Annotated in this window: 18 protein-coding genes; 9 read left to right on the top strand and 9 right to left on the bottom strand. The window is 65.5% G+C overall.

Features of this window, described 5'->3' with window-relative positions:
* Positions 1-39: 39 nt before the first annotated feature.
* The 6 genes from AC07UK_RS24565 (at position 40) to AC07UK_RS24540 (ending at position 7,214) form a co-directional block, all read left to right on the top strand.
* Positions 40-1,221 (top strand): lipid-transfer protein, encoded by a 1,182-nt coding sequence (locus tag AC07UK_RS24565; RefSeq protein ID WP_436224227.1) that lies wholly within the window; start codon positions 40-42, stop codon positions 1,219-1,221.
* Positions 1,222-1,232: 11 nt separating this feature from the next.
* Entirely contained in the window at positions 1,233-2,429 is a 1,197-nt protein-coding gene (locus AC07UK_RS24560) for an acyl-CoA dehydrogenase family protein (RefSeq protein WP_494686348.1), read from the top strand.
* A 30-nt stretch (positions 2,430-2,459) separates the two neighbouring features.
* Entirely contained in the window at positions 2,460-3,578 is a 1,119-nt protein-coding gene (locus tag AC07UK_RS24555) for a CaiB/BaiF CoA transferase family protein (RefSeq protein ID WP_494686349.1), read from the top strand.
* A gap of 50 nt (positions 3,579-3,628) precedes the next feature.
* A complete protein-coding gene (locus tag AC07UK_RS24550; RefSeq protein ID WP_436224224.1) occupies positions 3,629-4,426 on the top strand; it encodes an enoyl-CoA hydratase/isomerase family protein in 798 nt (265 codons plus the stop codon).
* A 175-nt stretch (positions 4,427-4,601) separates the two neighbouring features.
* Positions 4,602-5,516: an SDR family NAD(P)-dependent oxidoreductase gene (locus tag AC07UK_RS24545; RefSeq protein ID WP_494686350.1), complete on the top strand. Its 915-nt coding sequence runs from the start codon at positions 4,602-4,604 to the stop codon at positions 5,514-5,516.
* Positions 5,517-5,645: 129 nt separating this feature from the next.
* Complete coding sequence (locus tag AC07UK_RS24540; protein ID WP_494686351.1) at positions 5,646-7,214, top strand: class I adenylate-forming enzyme family protein; 1,569 nt, start codon at positions 5,646-5,648, stop codon at positions 7,212-7,214.
* Between the two features lie 116 nt (positions 7,215-7,330).
* Here the strand turns inward: AC07UK_RS24540 and AC07UK_RS24535 are convergent, their stop codons facing one another.
* From AC07UK_RS24535 to AC07UK_RS24525, 3 genes are all read right to left on the bottom strand, one after another.
* Positions 7,331-8,392: an NAD(P)-dependent alcohol dehydrogenase gene (locus tag AC07UK_RS24535; protein WP_494686352.1), complete on the bottom strand. Its 1,062-nt coding sequence runs from the start codon at positions 8,390-8,392 to the stop codon at positions 7,331-7,333.
* A 71-nt stretch (positions 8,393-8,463) separates the two neighbouring features.
* Positions 8,464-9,939, bottom strand: coding sequence for an acyl-CoA reductase (locus AC07UK_RS24530; RefSeq protein WP_494686353.1), 1,476 nt, complete (start codon positions 9,937-9,939; stop codon positions 8,464-8,466).
* A 26-nt stretch (positions 9,940-9,965) separates the two neighbouring features.
* Complete coding sequence (locus AC07UK_RS24525) at positions 9,966-11,405, bottom strand: hypothetical protein (RefSeq protein ID WP_494686354.1); 1,440 nt, start codon at positions 11,403-11,405, stop codon at positions 9,966-9,968.
* Between the two features lie 453 nt (positions 11,406-11,858).
* On the opposite strand from AC07UK_RS24525, the gene AC07UK_RS24520 reads away from it, so the two are divergent.
* The gene (locus AC07UK_RS24520) at positions 11,859-12,431 is read left to right on the top strand and encodes a TetR family transcriptional regulator (RefSeq protein WP_494686355.1); all 573 of its coding nucleotides are present in this window, start codon (positions 11,859-11,861) and stop codon (positions 12,429-12,431) included.
* A 236-nt stretch (positions 12,432-12,667) separates the two neighbouring features.
* Positions 12,668-14,131: a PQQ-dependent sugar dehydrogenase gene (locus tag AC07UK_RS24515; RefSeq protein ID WP_436224217.1), complete on the top strand. Its 1,464-nt coding sequence runs from the start codon at positions 12,668-12,670 to the stop codon at positions 14,129-14,131.
* Positions 14,132-14,371: 240 nt separating this feature from the next.
* Here AC07UK_RS24515 and AC07UK_RS24510 read toward each other — a convergent pair whose 3' ends face one another.
* The 5 genes from AC07UK_RS24510 to AC07UK_RS24490 are packed head-to-tail and all read right to left on the bottom strand — an operon-like array spanning position 14,372 to position 18,660.
* Complete coding sequence (locus AC07UK_RS24510; RefSeq protein ID WP_436224216.1) at positions 14,372-15,754, bottom strand: DUF1329 domain-containing protein; 1,383 nt, start codon at positions 15,752-15,754, stop codon at positions 14,372-14,374.
* Positions 15,755-15,785: 31 nt separating this feature from the next.
* Entirely contained in the window at positions 15,786-16,778 is a 993-nt protein-coding gene (locus AC07UK_RS24505) for an NADP-dependent oxidoreductase (protein WP_494686356.1), read from the bottom strand.
* A 16-nt stretch (positions 16,779-16,794) separates the two neighbouring features.
* The gene (locus AC07UK_RS24500) at positions 16,795-17,670 is read right to left on the bottom strand and encodes an SDR family NAD(P)-dependent oxidoreductase (protein WP_494686357.1); all 876 of its coding nucleotides are present in this window, start codon (positions 17,668-17,670) and stop codon (positions 16,795-16,797) included.
* A complete protein-coding gene (locus AC07UK_RS24495; protein ID WP_494686358.1) occupies positions 17,667-18,326 on the bottom strand; it encodes a Dabb family protein in 660 nt (219 codons plus the stop codon). The genes AC07UK_RS24500 and AC07UK_RS24495 overlap by 4 nt, the downstream gene beginning before the upstream one ends.
* Complete coding sequence (locus tag AC07UK_RS24490) at positions 18,316-18,660, bottom strand: hypothetical protein (protein ID WP_436224212.1); 345 nt, start codon at positions 18,658-18,660, stop codon at positions 18,316-18,318. The genes AC07UK_RS24495 and AC07UK_RS24490 overlap by 11 nt, the downstream gene beginning before the upstream one ends.
* A gap of 251 nt (positions 18,661-18,911) precedes the next feature.
* On the opposite strand from AC07UK_RS24490, the gene AC07UK_RS24485 reads away from it, so the two are divergent.
* Positions 18,912-19,919, top strand: coding sequence for an AraC family transcriptional regulator (locus AC07UK_RS24485; RefSeq protein ID WP_494686359.1), 1,008 nt, complete (start codon positions 18,912-18,914; stop codon positions 19,917-19,919).
* A 70-nt stretch (positions 19,920-19,989) separates the two neighbouring features.
* Here the strand turns inward: AC07UK_RS24485 and AC07UK_RS24480 are convergent, their stop codons facing one another.
* Positions 19,990-21,105 carry a sensor histidine kinase gene (locus tag AC07UK_RS24480; protein WP_436224210.1) on the bottom strand — a complete coding sequence of 372 codons (1,116 nt, stop codon included), beginning with the start codon at positions 21,103-21,105 and terminating at the stop codon, positions 19,990-19,992.
* Between the last annotated feature and the right edge of the window lie 93 nt (positions 21,106-21,198).

Here is a 21,198-nt window from a genome sequence, read left to right as displayed (position 1 = left end):
TCATTCATTTCAAACATCAAGACATTCAAGGAGAAAGACATGACGCAGAAAGTCATGGTTGCCGGCGTGGGCATGATCCCGTTCAAGAAGCCTGGCCAGAGCGATCCGTACACGGTGATGGGCACGCAGGCCGTGCGGCTGGCGCTGGCAGACGCAGGCGTGGGCTATGAGTCGGTGCAGCAGGCCTATGCGAGCTACGTCTTCGGCGATTCCACCGGTGGCCAGCGCGTGCTGTACGACATCGGCATGACCGGCATTCCCGTCATCAACGTCCACAACAATTGCGCCAGCGGCTCGACCGCGCTGTACCTGGCCAACCAGGCGATCGCCAGCGGCATGGCCGACATCGTGCTGGCCTTCGGTTTCGAGCAGATGAACCCGGGCGCGCTGGGCACGATCTACACCGACCGTCCCGCCCCGCTGGAACTGTTCAACCGTGCGTGCGAGAGCGTGGTGCCGGACGGCGTGGCGCCCGCGCTGCAATTGTTCGGCGCCGCCGGCCTGGACCACATGAAGCGCTTCGGCACGCCGGTGGAGACCTTTGCCAAGATTCGCGCCAAGGCCAGCCGCCATGCCGCCAACAACCCGATGGCGGTGTTCCGCACAGTGGTCACCCCCGAGGAAGTGATGGCCGAGAAGGTGATGTGGCCCGGCGTCATGACGCGTTCGATGGCCTGCCCGCCGACCTGTGGCGCGGCCGCCGTGGTGCTGTGCAGCGAAGCCTATGCGAAGAAGCATGGCCTGGACACGCGTGTGTGGATCGCCGGCCAGGCGCTCACCACCGACGGTGCCGAGACCTTCAATTCCGGCGACCTGCGCCACCTCGCCGGCTTTGGCATGTCGCGTGCGGCGGCCAACAAGGTGTATGAGATGGCCGGCATCGGCGCCGAAGACGTGAACGTGGTTGAGCTGCACGACTGCTTCGCGCAGAACGAACTGCTCACCTACGAAGCGCTCGGCCTGTGCCCGGAAGGCGGCGCCGCCAAGTTCGTCGATGACGGCGACAACACCTACGGCGGCAAGTACGTGGTCAACCCGTCGGGCGGCCTGCTGTGCAAGGGGCACCCGATCGGCGCCACCGGCCTGGCCCAGTGCACCGAACTGGTCCAGCAGCTGCGCGGCCAGGCGGAGAAGCGCCAGGTGGAGAACGCGCGCGTGGCCCTGCAGCACAACGTCGGCATCGGCGGCGCCGCGGTCGTCACCATGTACCGGAAGGACTGACGGAGCCAGGCATGGACTTTCAAGCTGATCCCGGACTGGAGGCCTTCCGCCAGGAAGTCCGCCAGTTCCTGCGGGACAATGTGCCCGCGGACCTGAAAGGGCTGCCGCGCTGCACGCGCTCGCCGCGCGAGCAGATCCTGCGCTGGCAGAAGCTGCTGCGGGCGCATGGCTGGGGCGCGCCTTACTGGCCCGTGGAGCATGAGGGCACGGGCTGGTCGGTGGAGCAGATGCTGGTGTTCGACGACGAATGCACCGCAGCCGGCACGCCCACGCAGGACGGTTTCGTGCAGAAGATGCTCGGGCCGGTGCTGAACGCGTTCGCCACGCCGGCGCAGAAGGCCGAGCACCTGCGGGCCGCGCTGGACGGCGAGCGCCTGTGGTGCCAGGGCTTTTCCGAGCCTGGTTCGGGCTCCGACCTGGCGTCGCTCAAGACCCGTGCTATCCGCGACGGCGACCACTATGTCGTCAACGGCCAGAAGATCTGGACCAGCTACGCGCACCACGCCGACTGGATCTTCCTGCTGGTACGGACCGACACGACGGGCAAGAAGCAGGCCGGAATCAGCTTCCTGCTGGTGGACATGACAACGCCTGGCATCACGGTGCGGCCGATCCGCAGCATCGACGACGCGCATCACCTGAACGAGACCTTCTTCGACAACGTGCGCGTTCCGGTGACGAACCTGATCGGAGAGGAGGGCGCCGGCTGGAACATCACCAAGTTCCTGCTCAACAACGAGCATGCGACCACCGCGGACCTGCCGGATCTCATGCGCTATATGCGCGAGCTTCGGCGATTCGCGACGACGCTGGATGCAGGTGGCGGCAAGCTGATCGACCGGCCGGAGTTCGCGCTCAAGCTGGCGCGGCTGGATGCCGAACTGCGCGCCATCGGCATGATGGTGCAGCGCGTCGCCAGGCTGGAGATGACGCACAACCCGGCTTCGCACGTGCTGGGATCGATGCTCAAGCTGCGCGCCACCGATCTGCAGCAGCGCATCACGGAAGCGCAGGTCGAGGCGCTGGGCGACTACGGCGCCGTGGCGTATGCGCACCTGCACGAGCCGGCACCGGCGCAGCCTTATCCGCAGCAGACGCTGGCGCGTGGCATTGCCAACGACATGTTCCTGCGCCGCGCCGCGACCATCTACGGCGGCACGAGCGAGGTGCAGCGCGGGATCGTGGCGAAGATGATGTTCGGGCTTTGACGACCGCTGCCCTTCATTCCGGAGAAGTCAATGGAACCAAATGAAAGCGGTCCGCTCAAGGGCCTGCGCATCCTCGAAATCGCCGGCCTGGGCCCGACCCCGGTCACCGGCATGATGCTGGCCGACCTCGGCGCCGACGTCGTCCTGGTCGACCGCCTGCAGCCGGGCCCGGAAGATCTCGATGTCGGCAGGCACGCGATCCAGAATCGCGGCAAGCGCTCGATTGCCGTCGACCTGAAGACGGCAGAAGGTGTCGAAACCGTGCTGCGGCTGGCGCAGCAGTGCGACGCGATGATTGAAGGGATGCGCCCCGGCGTGATGGAGCGGCTCGGTCTGGGCCCGGACGTCTGCCTGGCGCGCAATCCGAAGCTGGTGTACGGCCGCATGACCGGCTGGGGGCAGCAAGGCCCACTGGCACAGGCCGCGGGCCATGACCTGAACTATGTCGCGCTGTCCGGCGCCCTGTGGTGGTCCGGCCAGCCCGGCGAAGCGCCGATGTCGCCGCCGAGCCTGGTGGGCGACATCGGTGGCGGCACCATGTACCTGATGGTCGGGCTGCTCGCCGGCATCATGAGTGCGCGCACGACCGGCAAGGGCCAGGTGATCGACGCCGCCATCGTGGACGGCAGCGCGCACATGATGAACCTGATCCTGGGCCTGAAATCGGCCGGCGTGTTCACCAACCAACGAGGCGCCAGCCTGCTCGACGGGCCGCACTGGTACCGCACCTATCGCTGCGCCGACGGCAACTTCGTCACGATCGCCGCGGCCGAGCCGCGCTTCCACAAGCTGTTGCTGGAGAAGCTGGGCCTGACCGACGACCCGGCGTTCGCCACGCAGCACAACCAGAAGCTGTGGCCGCAACAGCACGAGCGCCTTGCAGCGCTGATTGCCACCAGGACGCGCGATGCGTGGTGCACGTTGCTGGAGGGCACCGATGCCTGCTTCGCCCCGGTGCTCAATCCCGACGAGGCGGCGGCGCATCCGCACCTGGTCGCCCGTGGCGTGTACAGCGAGATCGATGGCGTGCTGCAGGCCAACCCGGCGCCGCGCTTCTCCGGCACGCCGGCGGCACGGCCCGGGAAGGTGCCGCAGCGCGGCGAGCATACGGCATCCGTGCTCAGGGACTGGTGCAACGCAGCGGCCTGACAGCCATCGCCAGATCAACAAGCGGGGTTAGCCCGCAACAGGAGACAGACATGAGTGACCACAAGGTCCTGTTCGAGAAGGACGGCAAGACGGCAGTCATCACCCTGAACCGTCCGCAGCGGCGGAATGCGCTCGACGAGGAATCCAAGCAACTGCTGGCCGCCGCCATCCGGCGGGCGCGGGAGGACCGTGAAGTCAGTTCCGTGGTGCTGACCGGCGCCGGCGGGCACTTCTGTTCCGGCGCCGACCTCAACGGCGGCGGGGAAGAAGGCGAGATGCCCTTCCTCGTGCGCGACGCGCTGCTTGGCGCCCATCGCTGGCATTCCGAGCTGATGGACCTGGAGAAGCCGGTGATCTCCGCCATCGACGGCTTTGCCGTCGGCGCGGGTCTGTCGCTTGCGCTGGGGGCGGACTTCATCATCGCCAGCGACAAGGCGCGGCTGGTGTCCAACTTCCCGCGCATCGGCTTTGCGCCGGACCTCGGCCTGATGTACATCCTGCCCCGGCTGGTGGGCCTGGTACGCGCCAAGGAGATCGTGTTCTCAGCGCGGGAGATCCTGGCCGACGAGGCGCTGGAGATCGGCCTGGTGCAGGCCGTGGTGCCGGCCGATCGCTTGCGGGAAACCGCCGTCGAGTATGCCCGGCGTTTCGACAATGCGCCGACGCACGTGCTCGGGATGGCCAAGGGGATCATGAACCGCACCTTCGAGACGGACCGGCATGCCTTGATCCAGCTGGAAACCGCGGTGCAAGGGCTGTGCGCAGCCAGCAGCTACAACGCCGAGGCCGTGCGCCGCTTCTTTGCCAAGGAAACGCCGCTCTATCCGGGCGCGGAACGGATGTTCTGACCACGGCGCCCCGCGTCCGTCCACAAGGGGAGGTGAAGGGCGGATGCCAGCGGCGTAACGTTAAACCGCTGCCCGGGAGGAACCGCCCGGACATTGCAGTATCGCGCAACCGGCGTGCGTTGCCCGGCTACCGGCCACGCAAGCCATTCATCATCCAGTACTTCGAGGTAATACCATGACGATTCGCTTTGACGGCCGTGTGGCCATTGTGACGGGTGCCGGCAACGGCCTGGGCCGCGTGCATGCGCTGGAACTGGCGCGCCTCGGCGCCAAGGTCGTGATCAACGACTTCGGCGGCAGCCGCGACGGCAAGGGCGGCTCTTCCGACGCCGCGCTGGCGGTGGTCGAAGAGATCCGCCAGGCCGGCGGCCAGGCCATCGCCAACGGCGCCAACGTCGCCGACTTCGAGCAGGCCACTGCCATGGTCGAGCAGGCCAGGGCCGAGTTCGGCCGCATCGACATCCTGATCAACAACGCCGGCATCCTGCGCGACAAGACCTTCTCCAAGATGGAGATGGCCGACTTCCGCGCCGTGGTCGACGTGCACCTGATGGGTTCGGTCTATTGCACCAAGGCCGTGTGGGAGACCATGCGCGAGCAGAACTACGGCCGCGTGCTGATGACCACGTCGGCCGCCGGCCTGTTCGGCAACTTCGGCCAGACCAACTACGGCGCGGCCAAGATGGCCGTGGTCGGCCTGATGAACATGCTGGTGACAGAAGGCAGGAAGAACGACATCCGCATCAACACGCTGGCGCCGATGGCGGCCACGCGCATGACTGAAGACGTGCTGCCGGAAGACATTCTCAAGGCAACCGGTCCGGAGCAGGTGACGCCGGGTGCGCTCTTCCTGGTCAGCGAGCAAGCGCCGAACAAGGTTATCCTTGGCGCCAGCGGCAGCGTGTTCTCGGCCATCCGGCTGCAGGAGACCACCCCGGTGTACATCCCGCGCGAGGAACTGTCCGTGGATGCCGTGGCGGCGCACTTTGCACAGATCAACGACTGGAGCGCGTCGGCCCATCGCGACGACGCCAACCAGCAGGTGCATGCCTTCGTCACCACGATGATGCAGCGTGCCAAGGCCGCCTGATCAGGCGGAGCCTGAGGCGTTGTCCTGAGCAAGGGAACCCCGGCCTGCGGCCGGGGTTGTGCATTGGAATGCACGATCCGCACCGAAGCGCTTCTTACGGTGCGGACTGAGAAGGAATGGAGACTGAGGATGAAGACGAACTTTGCGCGCCTCTTTGGCAACCTGGTCCTGCGCTTCGGCGACAGGGAGGCGCTGGTCAATATCGAACGCAACCGCCGCTACAACTACCGCGAGTTCCATTCGGTCACCAACCGCATCGTCAACATGATGCGCGACCGCCTGCAGCTGCGCCGTGGCGACATCTATCTCTGCGTGCTCGAGAATGACAATATGTCGCTGCTGCATTTCTGGACGGCGCTCAAGGGCGACGCGGCGGCGGCCTATACCAACTTCCGCGATTCGTTCGACGAGCACCGCCGCCAGGCCGAGTACATCCGCCCCAAGGTCGTGTTTATCGAAACCGCGCTGCTCGACCGCTACTACGGCATGCTGCGCGACCTGGGTGCCACGGTGGTCTGCATGGATCCTCCGGCTGAAGCGCGCGAGGGTTTGCATTATTTCTGGGACCTGATGGAAGGCGTGTCCGACCACGATCCCGGCGTCGAGAACGACGCGTACAAGGACATCCTGGTCTACCGCTTCACCGGCGGCACCACGGGCGTTGGCAAATGCGCCCAGTACACCATGGACAACTGGCTGGCCTGCCGCGACACGATGTTCATGGAGGCCGAACAGGTCCAGCTTCCCGATACCCGCATGCTGCACATGGCGCCGATCAGCCACGGTTCCGGCTTCGGGGTCCTGGCGACGCTGTTCCGCGGCGCCTGCACCGTGACGCAGAACCTGCCGGACCTGGCACTGATGTGCCGGAACATCGAGGCCGAGAAGATCACGATGACGCTGCTGCTGCCGACGCTGATCTACCGGCTGCTCGACATGCCCGAAGCGGCAAACTACGACCTCTCCTCGTTGCAGACCATCGCCTATGGCGGGGCACCCATGAGCCCGGCCAAGCTGCGGCGGGCGCAGGAACGCTTCGGCAATATCTTCGTGCAGTATTACGGCGCGACCGAAAGCCTCCAGTCCGTCGCCATCCTGGGCAAGGGCGATCACCTGACCGCGACGGACGCCCAGCTCGGCTCCGCCGGCCGGCTCCAGCCGCACGTCGAGGTCAGGATCATCGACAACGAGGGCAACGACGCCGCACCTGGCTCGGTCGGCGAGATCTGGGCCCGCAGCCGCGGCGTGATCTCCGGCTACTACAAGAACCCTGAGGCAACTGCCGCCGAGTTCGAGGACGGGTTCTGGAAGTCCGGAGACCTCGGCTATATCGACGAGGAAGGCTACGTCCACCTGGTCGACCGCAAGAAGGACATGATTATCACGGGCGGCTTCAACGTCTATGCCATTGAAGTGGAAGCGGCACTCAATGCGCACCCGGCAGTGTCGATGTCGGCTGCCGTGGGGGTGCCGAACGAGGAGTGGGGCGAAGCCGTGCACGCCGAAGTGCAGTTGCGCAGCGGCGCGCAGGTCAGCGAGCAGGACCTGATTGAGTTCGTCAAGGAGCGGCTTGGCAGGTTCAAGGGGCCCAAGTCGATCACGTTCGTGGATGCGCTGCCGGTCAGCGTGGTGGGGAAGGTGCTGCGGCGGCAGGTGCGCGACAAGTATTGGCAGGGGAAGGGGCGGAACGTGGCGTGACTGCCAACAACGTCAAGACTGCGATTGCAGACAGTCTGGAATGTTTGCGCAGTCAAAAGCCAAGCGCGGCGCCCTGAGGCGCCGCGCTTGTTTCATGCCGGTGGATCGCGCCCGGCCTACCCGACGGCGACCTCGCGCAACGACGCCATATCGATCACAAACCGGTACTTCACATCATTGGCCTGCATGCGCTGGAAGGCCGTATTGATGTCGCGCACGTCGACCATCTCGCAACTCGGCAGCACATTGTGTTCCGCGCAGAAATCCAGCAACTCCTGCGTAGCCGGCAGCCCGCCAATCAGCGAGCCCGAGATCGAGCGGTTGTTCATCACCAGCAGCGCGCCGTGGATCGGCTCCAGCGGCTCCAGCGCGCCCACCAGCACCAGCACGCCGTTGCGCCCCAGCAGCATCAGGTAGGGATTGACGTTGTGCCTGGTCGGAATGGTGTCGAGGATAAAGTCGAAGCGGTTGGCCGCGCCCTGCATGGCCTTGGGATCCTTCGACAGCAGCACATCGGTGGCGCCGAGCGCGCGGGCGTCGTCGGCCTTGCTGGTGGAGGTGGTGATCACCGTTACCTCGGCGCCCAGCGCCACGGCCAGCTTGACCGCCATGTGCCCAAGCCCGCCCAGGCCGACCACCGCCACCTTCGAGCCCTTGCCCACCCCATGGCGGCGCAGCGGCGTCCAGACCGTGATGCCGGCGCACAGCAGCGGCCCGGCGAACTTCATATCGAGGGCATCGGGCACGCGCAGCACGAACTTCTCGCGCACGACGATGCTTTCGGAATAGCCACCGTAAGTGATGTCGCCGGTATGGCGGTCCTTGCCGTTGTAGGTCGCGGTCAGGCCCTTCGCGCAGTTCTGCTCATGGCCGTCATCGCAGGACCGGCAGTCCTGGCAGCTGTCGACCATGCAGCCGACCGCAACACGGTCGCCGACCTTGTATTCGGAGACTTTCGGCCCCACGGCGGTGACGTGGCCGACGATCTCGTGGCCGGGCACGCAGGGATAGACGGTGCTGCCCCAGTCGTTGTTGACGGTATGCGCGTCCGAGTGGCAGATGCCGCAGTAGTCGATGGCGATGGCGACATCGTCGGCGCGCAGCGCGCGTCGCTCGATGTCCATCGGCGTGAGGTCGGCGTGCGCGGCGCAGGCGCCGTAGGCTTTGCAGCTGGTCATGGTGATTGGGTAAGGATAGAGGGATCGGACGGATGGGACCGAAACGGGGCCGGTCGCATCCGGGCATGCGCTTAGGCCTCGATGTTTGGACGCATCCACGGCGCCGGCGACGTCTCAGGCGAGGCGATCTGGTTGGAGATCCACTTGCCCATGCGGCGCAGCGGCTCGATGGCGTCCTGCGGCGCGGCCCATTTCATCGCGGCCGCGTAGCCGAGCGAGACGATGCGCTGCGCGCCGTACAGGGGCAGCTTGTCCTTCAGCTCGTCCTTGATGCTTTCGGGGTAGATGCCGACGGTCTGCGTGTAGGCATCCACCGCTGTCATCACTTCGTCGAGCGAATCGACCGGAACGAGGTTGGCAGTGCGGTCGTCGAGCTGCGTCGCGAAAGAAACCGGCTCCGGGATCTGCGAACAGATGATCGCGCCTTCGCCATCCTTGCCGCCGATGACGTGGTACCACTCGTCGTCGAGCCGCAGCGCGTCCACCTCGGCTTTCAGCTTCTGGTCGTACCGCTTGGGCGCGGTCGAGAGCGTGTTGGGCAGGCTCATCATGGCGTCGTAGACGTGGCGGCCGAAGGCATTCAGTTTTTGCAGGCCGTCCTCGGCGGTGCCGCTTTGCACGTAGACCACGCGGGCACAGACGCAGCCCTTCTGGTTCAGCGCGCCGATGTCGCTGGCCAGCCGCAGCGCGGCTTCGCGCATGGTGTCCTCGCTGGCGAAGGTGTCGCGGCCGATGATGCTGGCGCTGCGCTTCGGGTCCAGCGAGATCAGCTCCAGGCCCGGCTGGATGTACCGGGTCACGTGCTTCATCGAAGCGAAGCCGCCCCACGCCACGATCTTCTCCAGGTTCTGCGGCTGGTAAAGGCGCTCCTCGAACGCCTTGTCGCCGCCCTTCCAGTAGGCCACGCTCAGGTGGCGGGTCAGCGGGTGATCGGGCGCCATGTCGATCATGGTGCGGGCGATGGCCAGCGCGGTGAACGGGTCGTTGGACGGCGCCTTGATGATCGCGTCGCTGCGCAGCACCATGTTGCGGATGATGGTGAGCAGCGACAGGCTGGGCGCGTTGCCCGCGACGATATGCAGCGCGCGCGCGCCGAAGCAGCGGACTTCCAGCTCGGTGCCGTCGATCAGCTTCTGCTGCACCCAGCCTTCCAGGTACTGGATGCCGACCGTGCTTTCCACGGCTTCGGTGATGGCCTCGCGCGACAGCATGTTGCGCAGGCCCATGTAGGTGCCCTTGACCATGGTCGGGGTCACCGGCGCGGTGTGGTAGGAGAGCGCGCAGGCTTCCTGCAGGTGCGGGTTGGTGGCCAGATCCAGGCGCTCGCCGAGGGCTTCAGCGAAGTCGAGGATATCGTTGAAGCCCAGCTTGTAAAGATCCGCAAGGCGGGCCGGGTTGCCCAGCGGCAGCTTGTCGAGATACTTGTGGGCGTCCGGCGTCAGGTAGGTCAGGTCACCGCCGCGGCCGCCGACTTCGACCAGGTTGTCGGTGATGACCTGGCCGCGGATGACCATCGGCGCAATGGGAAGGGTGTTGGTCTGGGACATGTCTAAGGGCTCGATTCCGATGCGGGTTATTGTTCGACGGTGTTCAGGAAATCCATGGCCTCGCGGTGCGAGCCTTCGGTGGCGGCGCAGGTAATCTTGTCGTCGCCGCCGTTCTTCTCGCTGTAGCGATGCACGCCGCCGGTGACGTAGCGGCTCGGGCGGCCGCAGGTGCAGGGCTTGTCCCATTCCACGGTGACTTCGTCGCCGGTGATGAAGCCGCCCCAGTGGATGTCGGCGCCGAGGTCGTAGAATGCGGCGCGGCCGGTCACGCGGCCTTCGCGCGGCAGCGGCTTGCTGGTCTCCGGATCCAGCACGAAGGGGATCACGGTATGCGTGAAGTGGAAATTGCCGTGCTCGCAGCGCGGGTTCGAGCCGCTGACCAGTTCCGACATGGCGTAGGTCTCGTTCAGGCGGCTGACGCCGGTGAAACGCAGCACGTCGTCGCGCCAGCCCTCCGGCTGCACCACGCCTTTGGCGCCGCCGGTGGTGGTGATAAAGGAATCGGAGTGGAACATGCCCTCCAGTCCGCGCTCCAGGCCGGCCCTGGCCATGCCGTGCAGCAGGTTCCAGGTCGCGCCGATATAGACGCGCTTGCCGCGCAGCTTCGTCGCCGCATCCTCGAAGAACGCAGCGAGGTGCTGCGGCATCTCTGCCTGCAGCTGGTCGAATGCCTTTTTCTTTTGCAGCAGCTCCGGACTGATCTCAAGGCGGTCAAGCGTGCCCTTGGCATGGGCGGCGCGGATCCTGGCGCCAAGATGCAGCATGTCGCTGGAAAGCGTGGCCGGGTAGGCGGGGTGGAAATTCTGCTCGCCCGGCAGCAGCGCGCGGATCATGAACTCGTTGGCGCGCACGTGGCTCAGGTAGCCCTTGTGGAAGTATGGGTAGACGGTGTGCAGGTTCGGGTCCGGCATATCGGCCCCTTCCTGCTTCCACACGAACAGCTTGCGGATGGCGGCCGCCTTTTCCCACTCGCGCACGCTATTGGGAAGGAAGGAGACGGTGCCGGAGGTGCCGGAGGTATGGCTGATCCGAAGTTCCGGCACGGCCTGGTCCATGGCGGCGAACCAGTCGTCCAGCCCATGGCAGCCACTCACGTCAGCGGCGGCGATGCGCTCGGCCATGTCCGGCGTGACCAGCTTGCCCAGCCACTTGTTGATCTGGCCGAAGCTCCTTTTTTCGAGCAGCGAGGGCGGATAGGATTTGAAGACGGTGTGTTCGAACAGCAGCGGGACGACGTCGTTGAGCTGATCGATCTGCGTCACGCCCTCGGCGTCGGCGAGTTTCTTCAGCACCGGCACGCGGTCGCGCAGCAGGGCGAAGCGGCGCTGAAGGGCTGCCAGCTGGATGGCATCGACTTCCTCCCGGGGCAGGTGTTGCCACGCATGGCAGCTATGGTTGGCAAGTGCCGCGGGGTCTTGCAGCAACAGGTCGGCTTTCTTTTCCAGGGACATTTCCGCAGTGGACATGGACATAACTCGCTAACCGGAATAAGGATCCGGCAAAGAAAAAGGGGACAAGGCGCCCCGCTGTGAACAGGCGCCCGCTGTGTGCCGGCAGGTCAGTATAGGAGCGCGGAAGGCGATGTTTTCTCCGGATTCCGGCGCCGGATTCCGCGTGTCAACTGATTGATTTGCAAGGGAAAATGGTTGAACCGGAGGAACGCGGCTCTGCCTTCGCGGCAGGCCGGTGGCGGATGCGGACTGCCTTGCCTGCGGCATCCGGAAAGGGAGGGGATAGTCCGGGAATCTGCTGGCAAGCTGAGCAGCTTGCCTTGGTCACATCGGGCGCTGCACGCCGACTTTCCCAATACTTCGCCCGCCATGACATCCCGCATAAATCCCAACCCCGCACAGACGCTGCAGGTCGCCGTGCCGGCCAGGCCGCGCAAGCGCCCGCGGCAGGAGCGCTCGGTCCTGCTCGTGGACGCGCTGAAGAAGGCGGGATGGGAGATCCTGGAAAGGGAAGGGCGCGATGCGGTGACACTGGAGCGCCTGTCCGTGCGCGCCGGCGTGGCCGTCAGCTCCATCTACGAGTATTTCCCCACGATGGAGTCGCTCGTCGTTGCCATCTTCGATGACTTTCGTGCCGAGGCGCGCAGGCGGCTGGTGCAAGAGCTTCAGGCGCTGCCGCCATCTACGAAGCTGTTCGAAGGCATCATGCTGTTGCTCAGTATCGGCATCCCGATGCTGCACAAGTGGGTGCAACTCGACCGCGAACTGTTCATCAAGTCATCCCACTACGACGAACTGGTGCGGCTGGACCTGGTGAAGCCGGAGGAGTACTGGACGTCACTGGCGACGGACGCGCTGATGAAGCGGTTTCCCGACGAAGTGCTGGTGCGGGATCTGGCGAAGACGCGGTTCCTGGCATTTCACACCATTCTGGCCCTGCCGCGGGCGATGGCGCTCATGCACCCGGAATACCTGGCCGAGCCCGATACGCAGAGGCTGCTGGCGCGCATGCTGCACGCCCTGCTGACGACCGTTGATTGACGTGGTGTCACTGGGGCGCAGGTGGAGCCGGGCTCGTAAGCCATTGGCAGGGGCAGCTTATGCATGCGGCGACCATGGCTGATCCAAGCCACCGCATGTATCGCCGAAGCCGCGCGCATGAAGTATCTTTTACAAAGGCGAGGCGCGCCTGCCACCGGAAGCGCGCGGCGGGACTTGAGCCAGGGACGTGGACCGGTTCTTGCAGGACAGTGCCTGAGCCGTGACAGGAGCGCGCCATGTCCGAAGCACTTCGATACTCGCTTTGCCGATTCCTCATCGCCTGCTGCCTGGGTCTCGCGGCCTGCGGAGGGGGCGGGGACGGCGGGGGGAGTGACAGCGCCACGGGCAGCACCGGCACCGGCACGCTGACGCTCTCCATCTCCGGCCTGCCGTCCGGGACGTCGGCGGCCATCACGGTATCGGGGCCTGGCCAGTTCCGCCAGACCGTGACCCAGTCGACCACGCTGTCCAACCTGGCTGCTGGCAGCTACACCATCAGTGCCGCCAGCGTGCTGACGGGCAGCACGCTCCTCAAGCCGCAGCCGCCTTCGCAGACCGTGGCGGTGACCGCGGGCGGCCGTGCTTCGGCAAGCGTGTCCTACGGCTCGCCGGAAACCGTGCAGTTGTCGCTGACGCAGGTTGCCGGCGGGTTATCAGCGCCTATCTTCCTGACCGCGCCCCACGGCGATTCGCGCCTGTTCGTGGTCGAGCGGGCCGGCCGCATCCGGATCGTGCGCAACGGCGCATTGGTCGCTACACCATTTCTCAATATCGCAGCGCTGACGACGACCGATGGCGAGCGCGGGCTGCTGTCGATGGCGTTCGATCCCAACTATGGGACCAACGGCCGCTTCTACGTCTATTACACCGACGCCAATGGCGCCATCACCATCGCCCGCTACAGCGTGTCGGCTGCAAATCCGGATATCGCCAATGCATCCGGCACCGTGCTGCTGTCGATCCCCCACGGCACCTTCTCCAACCATAACGGCGGCCAGCTCGCGTTCGGCCCGGACGGCATGCTCTATATTGGCACGGGCGACGGCGGCGGCGGTGGCGATCCTTCGGGCAACGCCCAGAACCCGGGAACGCTGCTCGGCAAGATGCTGCGCATCGACGTCAGCGGCGCGTCCGGCTACGGCTTGCCTGCCGGCAATCCGTTCGTCGGCCAGTCCGGCAGCCGCGGCGAAATCTGGGCTCTCGGCCTGCGCAACCCGTGGCGGTTCTCGTTCGACGCCGGCTTGTTGTATATCGCCGATGTCGGCGAGGACCAGCGCGAGGAAGTCGACGTGGCGCCGGCCACCAGCGCGGGCCTGAACTACGGCTGGAACCGGACCGAGGGCACCGCCTGCGTGGGTGCGGCCGGGTGCGACAAGACCGGGCTGACCATGCCGGTCTTCGAATACGGCCATGACGCGGGCGCTTGTGCCATCGTCGGCGGCTATGTGTACCGGGGCAGTGCCAGTCCGGCGCTGCATGGACGGTACTTCTATACCGACCTTTGCACGGGCAAGCTGCTGAGCTTCATGTATCGCGACGGCGTTGTCGTCGAACAGGTCGACTGGAAGGTCACTGTCCCAGGCAGTGTGTTCTCCTTTGGCGTGGATGACGGGCAGGCGCTGTACGTGCTGGCCGATCCGGGGACGTCGGCGACGAGCGGGCGCGTGTATCGGATCGATGTGTCGGGCGGCACGCCTTAACGGCGGGGCTAGGGGAGTACTGCGACTTCGGGCAGAGGTCACGCCGCTGGTTTCCGCCTCGTCGCCCATGAACGCGATAATCGAGCTCGCGCTGAAGCAAGCGCTCGCGCAAGCCACTGGAGCAGTCGATCTCAGCACTTATGCATGGGGAACATCCAGCGAGGGAATCAATGCACGACCACAAGCCCCAACGGCAGGCATCCTCCCTCAGTCATCCGGATGCCCGCATGGGTGCGAGAGTCAGTGCCCCGACCCCCGGATCGAATCCGGCGAGAAATACGCTTCACTGAACTGCGGACTGCTGTTCAGGCGTACCGGCTTGCCTTCATTGGTCAGCCGGTCCGCCAGATAGGAACCAGCGGTGAGGTCATGGTAGAACGCCACCGCCGGGTAGTAGCGCCGTGCATCGTAGGCGAAGAGAGACGATTGCATATTGGTCCGCCACAACTGGCCGCGGGCATCGTAGTTGTCGGCAAGCACGGCCATCCAGGTGTCCTCGTCCAGGTACAGGACGCGCTTCGCGTACTGATGCCGGAAGCCTTGCTTCAATTTGGCTTCGAGCACCCAGACGCGGTGCAGTTCGTAGCGGATCAGGTCGGGGGCCGCATGGTTGGGGCCCAGCAGCTCGGCGTACTTGACGGCGGGATCGGCCAGCTTGTAGTTGTGGTAGGGAATATAGATCTCCCGCTTGCCGACAATCTTCCAGTCGTAGCGCTCACCTGAGCCATTGAACAGGCGATCATCGTCCACGGTGCGGAAGCCGCCCGGCCCAAGCGGCTGGTCGAAGCCGAACTCGGGTGCCTGCCGCACCCTGCGCGTGCCGGGATTGTATTGCCAGGTCCTGGCCGTATCCGAACCTTCGCGATCCCAGAAATTGTGGGAGACGATGATATTGCCGCGTTCGCGTAAAGGCAGCTCGGTTTCAACGCGGGCGAAGGTCCGGTTGATCAGGGGCGAGCCTTTTTCAAATGCGGTGCCGTTGACCGGCGACCAGATGTCATATTTCCACTTGCCCCACGCGATCTTGCCGTCGCGATACACGACGGCCTGGTCATAGACGGCGGCCTCATCGGCAATGGCAGAAGAGAAGCGAAGATTCCACATCAGCTCCAGGCCATTCTTGGGAACGGGAAACGGCGCGGTCGGCGGATAGTCCTTGAGGCCGTTCGCGTCGCTCGTCAGCTGCGTGCCGGGGGCGTGGTGCTGGATCGCCTTGTAGACGGCATCGCCATAGCGAAAGTCGCGATGGCTGGGATAGATCGCCATCCTGAAAGTTGCCGGGTACAGCCTGAACATGGCGAGCTGCCCGTCGCTCAGGCGGGCACGGTACTGCTCCAGGTTCTGGGCCGTGATCATTGCCAGCGGTTGTTCCGACGCGTAGGGGTCGGGATACGCATCGCCCGGCCGGAACGCAAGGCCGGCGGGCGCGGCCTGCCACTTGCCGCTCCACGCGGGGATGCTGCCGTCCTTGTTGGAGGACCGCTCGGCGCCCATGGGCGTGAGCGGGCCGTCCAGGCGCTTGACTTCATCAGGCGTCATCGCGGCAAGGGAAGGCGCGTTGATTTGTGAGGCGGCTAGCACCGCACCGGCGATCGTGCATAGCAGCAAGGCTTTGCGCTTCATTGTATCTCCTCCGATTTCAATGGTGTTATGGTCATGCGCCAACATTGGCTGGCTCGGCGATACGCAGCACCAGCTTGCTTGCCGCCTTGCCCGACTGGACCAGATCGAGTGCGCACCCGGCCTGCTCTAGCGGCAGGCATTCGATGCGGGGCGGTCGCAGGCGCCCGCTGCCGAGCAGCGCTGCGATCTCGCGCAGCCGCGCGCCGCTGGGCATCTTGCTGAACGCCACGGCGGTGCGGACACCACGCTGCGCGGCTGCGGCAGGATCCGGGCCGTTGTCGCCACTGACCAGCGTCAGAATGGCGACAAGGATGCCGCCGGGCCTGAGCAGGTCCATGCCGTTCGGCAGGGTGCCGCAGCCAACCGCGTCCAATATCAGGTCGACGCCAGCCGGCGCCCATGCCTGCATCGCGGCAGCGATACCGCCGCCCCGGTAGTCGATTGCCAGATTGCACCCGAGCGCCATCAGATCGTCGCGGCGTGCCGCGCTGCAGGTGGCAGCGACGGTTGCCCCGGCCGCCTTTGCCAGTTGCACGGCAAACGTGCCGACCGCGCCGGCACCGCCATGAACCAGCACCGTCTGGCCTGGCGTGAGTCCGCCTTCGTCGAAGAGTCCCGTCCAGGCGGCCAGCGCCGGAGTCGGGACTGCCGCGGCTTCGGGGAATCCCAGGTTGTCGGGAATCGGCACCACGCAATCCTGGCTGACCGCCACGTACTCGGCATAGGAACCCCACTTGCCTGCGCCGACCGCGGTTTGCGCGAACACGCGCTGTCCCGGGACGAAGTCCTTGACGCCGGTCCCCACCGCTGCCACGACGCCGCTGGCATCGAAGCCGATCACGAACGGGAAGCTGTATTGCATGAAGTGGCTCAGATAGCCTTCGCGGCATTTCCAGTCCGCGGGATTCACGCCGGCACAGGCCACGCGGATCAGGACTTCGCCGGCAGCGGGTTCCGGCGTCGGGAGGTCTCCAAGCCTGAGTACGTCGGGTCCGCCGGTACGATCAATGACGACAGCGCGCATGCTCTTCTCCATAGGCCTACTTTGCGGACAGTTCGTGGTTCAAACCGGGATGTGCCCAGGACGGGATCACGGGCGGCGGCAGCATGCCCTGGCCATCAAGCGTACGGACGCTCAGCCCGTGCGCCAGCGGGAAGTGCAGGCTATGGGCGATGTGGCCGGTGCGCAGCCGGGCCGGCACGCTGCAGAGTGCAAGCGCCGTTTCCACCAGGTACTCCACTGGCTCGGTGGGATAGCCGTCCGGGATATAGCGCTCGCTGCCTGGCGTGCGGATCGCGGTGCTTGGCGCTACCGAATTGACCGCTATATTGTCGGCCTCCAGTTCCGCTGCCAGGCCCTCGGTGAACCGGTTGATGGCGGCCTTGACCGCGGCGTAGGCCGTGACCCCGCCAGCCCGGTCAAAGTCCTGATACGGGCGCGAAGGCGACAGTGCGGTGACGGAGCCCAGGTTCAGGATCCACCCCGCGCCGCGCGTGCGCATCAGCGGGATCGCTGCGCGGCTGAGCACGAAGGGGATGCGCAGGTAGTGCTCGACCGTCCTGTCGAAGATTCCCAGCGGCATCGATTCGATGCGGCTGTATTCCGCCATGCCGGCATTGTTGACCAGGATGTCGAGACCGCCCGCAACCCTTGCCGCCTGCGCCACCAGGTCGTCGCGCTGCGCGGGATCTTCGAGATCCGCCGCCAGCGCGATGGCACTGCCCCCTTGCCGCCGGATCTGGCCAACCGTCTCGGCCAGCGTGCCGGGTTCGTCCTCGGACTCTCCTGCGCGCCGTGCCGTGGCAACCACTAGCGCGCCCTCCGCCGCGAAGCGCTGCGCGATGGCGCGGCCGATGCCGCGGCTGGCGCCGGTCACCACCGCAATCTTTCCTGTCAGTTTTCCGTGTGCGGTCATGGCGCGTATTCCTCTGTGCGGTTGTGGTTGGCAATCAGGCTTGTCGCGAGCGGGCAGAAGGCATGGGAGATTGCCTGGACTGTCCATTCGGGAAACTCGGGGTCGAACCATCGGTCGACGCGGCCCCAATGGAAGGGATGCATCAGGTATTCGCCCAGCAGGTCGTCCGCGCTGGCGAACTCCTGCTGCCAGACATGGGTCCAGGTGCCGGGCGACAGGACGCGGGCAAGCCGCCAGTTGAGGATGCCGGGCATGTACTCGGGCATCCGCAGCAGGTCTTGCTCAAGGCCGCGGACCTGCCAGTCCGGCGCTTCAGGCCGGACCCGGAACATCAGCGTGCGCCAGATCCCGTGGCGCAGTTGAGGGGCGCGCAGTCCGCCCGAGATCGGGCGATAGGCGACGCTATCCACCTCTGCCATGCCGTCCAGCGCGGCAACCAGGCCGGTGCCTTGACCGGGCGAGCCGGATGCAGTCGGGTCGAATTGCAGGTCGAGCGTGTAGTCGCCAGCGCCCCAGCTTCCCGCCAGGTTCCTGCCAATCGCCACACGGCGCAGGCCCGGCAGCGTTTCAATCCGCGCAAGCAGGGCTTGCTCCTGTGTGCACGTCCCGGCGCAGAAGCCGGCGTGCAATCGGACCTGTGCTGTTTCAAGCCGCATCGCAAAGCTCCTTGCGCCGGGGCAGCGCAGCTGTCGCATCGGCCATCACATGGCGACGGCGGGCTTCACACAGCGTGTCGACTGTCGACCAGAAGGCGAGCACCGCGGCATCGATGCTGGCGCGCATGGCGTAGTAAGCCGGCGCATCCGCCACTTGCCACAGCAGCCACAACGTATTGGGTGCATCTTCCAGCGCCACGGGTGGCGACACCCAGCGCTGCAGCAGCGCCAGGCCCCTGGCGGCGCTGCCGGGCAGGTACTGGCTTTCCAGCAGGCTCAGCACAGTGGGCAGGTGCCCGGGCGCGAGCACGATTTCATCGAGGATGTGGATCATGGTGTGTATCACGCGGCGCAGGCAGGGCAGCAGGGCTGCGATGCCGGAGCCGGGGGTTTGCGGGAGGGAAGCGCGGTCATGGGTTGTCCCGTATAGGCATGGTGTTCATCGCATGGCAACCTCCATCGCCCAGGCCGTGCGCAAGCTGCTGCGCGGGTGGAAGTGCCGGGATGATTATGGGAGGCCAGGCCGCACCGAATCCCCACCCGAACGATCAACCATCGCTACCGAAGCAATCAGAACTAGCGACCATGAATGCCCACATACCGGGGAATCCCGTACCTGTTCCGCACGGCATGGTGCAGCGCCTGCTGGACGAGCTGAAGCGGCAGGGCGTAGAGGTTCCACCTGCCGCCAGCGCATCCGGGCATGCGCCGCCCGCCCGGTTCACCGCGCTCTATCGCGCCGCAATCGAGCGGCTGGAAGCCCTGGTCGCCAAAGGCAACGGCCACCCCCCGATGCGCAAGCAGGAAGTGGACTTGTTGTGCCGTTGCGTATTGAGCAGCCAGACGCTGAGGGAGGCGGTCCGCTGCGCGGCCGACTTCTGCGCGATGCTGTATCCGCGCGCCGGCGCGCTCAGCCTCGGGCAAAGCGCAGGGCAGGCGGTGTTCCGCATGGATTCGCTGCGGCGTGCGAACTCCTCCGCGGCTTGCCTGGTGGACCTGACCGGGCTCTTCTTCTATATGCTGCTGTTCGGCTGGCTGATCGGCCAGCCGCTGCGCCCGACCCACGTCTACCTGGCACATCCCCGGCGCGAGGACGCCATGCCTTTCCTGGGCTTGTTCCATGCCGCGGTGACGTCTGGCGCCCAGACCTACGGCTTCGAATTCGATGAGGCCTTGCTCGACCGGCCGGTCGTGCGCCAGGCCGCTGAGCTCGATGCCTTCCTGGAAGACTTTCCTTACCGGCTGATCGGTGCGCCGGTCGAAGTCGTATCACTGAGCCAGCAGGTGCACGGCATCCTGCATGCAGCGCTGGTGCATGGCGCGCGGCTGCCGACGCTGGCTGAGCTGGCCATGCGCTTTGATGTGAGCGAACCGACCCTGCGCCGCCATCTCGCTGCCGACGGCAGCAGCTACCGGGTACTGCGCGAACACAGCCTGCAGGAGTACGCCGAACAATGCCTGTGCACGACCAACTGGTCGGTAGGGAGAATCGCGGAGCAGCTTGGCTTTGCCAGCGAGGAAGCGTTTCGGCGGGCGTTCCAGCGCTGGACCGGGCATGCGCCGACGCGCTTCAGGCGCGAAAGCAGGGGGTGAGGTGGTGAACGGGGGTTGGCGATGCGGTCAATCCAGCTGTCGGCAATAGAGAACAGGCTGCCCGCGCCCTTTACGTGCGACGCGGCAGACGCACGTCAAACGTGGTCCCTGTCTGGTCGGAGCGCGCCTCGATCGATCCCTGATGGGCCTTGGTAATCTCGCTCACTATGTACAGCCCGAGTCCGAGGCCCTCCGCGTTTTTGTTCTCCTGATCCGGGCCTCTCCGCAGCGGATCAAAAAGGCGCTCCAGTGACAGCGGGTCAATGGCGGGACCACTGTTCCTGACCTCGAGACTGACTTCCGCGTCATGGCCGGTGACTGCAACGCAGACCGGCTCGTCCGGCGCGCCGTACCTTATCGCATTGAGCACCAGATTGGAAAGCAGTTGCTGCAGGCGCGGACCGTCCCAAATACCCTGCACGTTGCCCTTCACCTCAAGCTCGATGCGGCGGGTCGGATGAGCTGCACGCAACTGGTCCACGGTATCGGCAACCAGGTCAGCCAGATCGACGTCGTAAGGCGTGATGTTGATGCCCAAGCCGAGTTTCGTTCGATTGAAATCGCACAGATCATCCAGAAGAGAATTCATGCGGGAACCACTTCGAATCAGTCGCGCTGCAGCTTCCGATACCTTCTCCCCAGCGTTCAGCGCCGCCAGATATGAGGCGGTCGTCTGGATGGTCTGCAGTGGGCTGCGCATATCGTGCCCAACCATTCCGAGCAACAGGTCGCGAGCCTGCTCTACCTGCGAATGGAAAAATGCCACGGATTCCGCGACTGCCTGATCGATAGCCTCGTTGAACCGCATCACGTCGTCCAGATCCGGGGCGGCCGGCTGACACTCGTCAATCCACAAACGTAGCACGCTGGCGCGCAGCGCCCGGTACTCAGCGACCAATTGATTGATGTTGAAGCCACCGCGCGCGCGCAAGAGGGCGTGTGTTTGTGCAGCGGTCTCCGGCGCACCGAGTAGCTTGGGAGCCTGCCCCATTGATTTTTCGCGTTGAGCTTCCCTCGTTTGCGGGGTCAGCAAATCCTTCGCCACGGCTTGCAAGATCTGCGGTGCGTGGTCACGCAGCGCGAGGGAGTCCATGTTTCTTGCGGCTGGCAGCAGGGTGGTCGCAAACTCCTCCCACGCCGCCACAATGCGCCCTGTATCCCGCAAGATGAAGTCAGCTAGTCGCACGTCTCCTCCTGAAGCAACTGAGCAAGCCCCGGAAATGCACGCTTGAGAACTTATCTTACGCTAGTTGTCGGCGGTTCCAGTGGCGTCGGATAG

It is taken from the genome of Cupriavidus sp. GW821-FHT07C08 (assembly GCF_059419025.1).
The sequence above is the reverse complement of the archived record's forward strand: the minus strand, read 5'-3'. Positions and strand labels throughout refer to the sequence as shown.